At 66.3% G+C, this 1,096-nt stretch carries 1 protein-coding gene and 1 pseudogene; both read right to left on the bottom strand.

The genetic code is table 11. The annotated features are described in order from the left end of the window. The coding region (locus BFP93_RS00010) for a GTPase/DUF3482 domain-containing protein (RefSeq protein WP_065891502.1) at positions 1–963 on the bottom strand (963 nt) is incomplete at its 3' end. Then, positions 956–1,096: pseudogene (locus tag BFP93_RS28045) on the bottom strand (DUF2868 domain-containing protein); the annotation flags it as partial. The pseudogene BFP93_RS28045 and the gene BFP93_RS00010, both read right to left, overlap by 8 nt.

Below are 1,096 nucleotides of genomic sequence, written 5' to 3'. Positions count from 1 at the left end.
GCCTGCCGCCGCGCCTGCCGCAATCCCGCCACCGACGCGCACGCCGAGTTGCTTGAGGGTTTGCGGATTGAACAGGTCGTCGCCCCAGCGCCCGTCCAGCAGCGGCAAGTCACTGGCGGCGGCGTCCTGGGGGCGGAAACCAAATAGCTTGAGTAACGCTTCCACACATTTTTGTTCGCGCTGGCGCACGGCGTTGCGTAAATCACTGATGGCTTGGGGTTCATCTTCAGTCACCACACTGCGACGGCAGGCCGCACAGTCGATCAACAGTTCGGCGATCAAGCGCGCGGCGCTTTGCTGGCGGGCCTTGCGCTGGGCCTCCTGATCAAGTATCAACCGTTCCAACTGCGGTCGTGCGCTTTCCAGCAGCAGGGCCAGGCTTTCATACAATCGGCGCTCGCCATCTTCCGGCGGCGCCACACTGTCGAAACGCACCAGCGCATGCAGGCCGAGGCGGGCCAGGGCTTCGCGCCAGTCCGGTTCGCGGTGGTCGGCGCTGCTGACGAAATTGAGCACCGGCAGCAACGGTTTGCCGCAACTGGCCAGCACTTGCAGCTCGTCACGGTACTTGGCCAGCACCGGCTCGCGGGCATCGATCACGTACAGGCCGGCGTCCGAGGCTAACAGTTGGCGCAGTACCTTGGCTTCCTGCTCGAAGCGTTGGCGCGCCTCGCTGCCCTCCAGGAACCGCGCCAGGCGCGCCGGACCATCGAGGCGTTCGCCGGGGCGGTCCAGGCGTTCCAGGTAGTCGAGCAGGGCAATGGCATCTTCCAGGCCGGGCGTGTCGTACAACTCCAGCAAGGCTTGGCCGTCCACCGACAAGCGTGCGCCCTCCACATGCCGCGTGGTGCTGGGGCGATGGGAGACTTCGCCAAAGCCGACATCGCGGGTCAGGGTGCGCAGCAGCGAGGTCTTGCCCACATTGGTATGGCCGACCACGGCGAGCTTCAGCGGTTTAGTCATGACCGGTCTCCAGCCAGTTCAGCGGCGCGCAATCGGCGAAGGGCAGCTCAAGCTGTTGCAGCGCGCTGTGCCAGTCGCCCAGGCGCTCGGCGTCCAGCGCCTGGCCGGGCGGCGCCTGCAGCAGCCATACGCG

Source organism: Pseudomonas sp. 44 R 15 (genome assembly GCF_900004965.1).
Lineage (GTDB): Bacteria > Pseudomonadota > Gammaproteobacteria > Pseudomonadales > Pseudomonadaceae > Aquipseudomonas > Aquipseudomonas orientalis_A.
The sequence above is the reverse complement of the archived record's forward strand: the minus strand, read 5'-3'. Positions and strand labels throughout refer to the sequence as shown.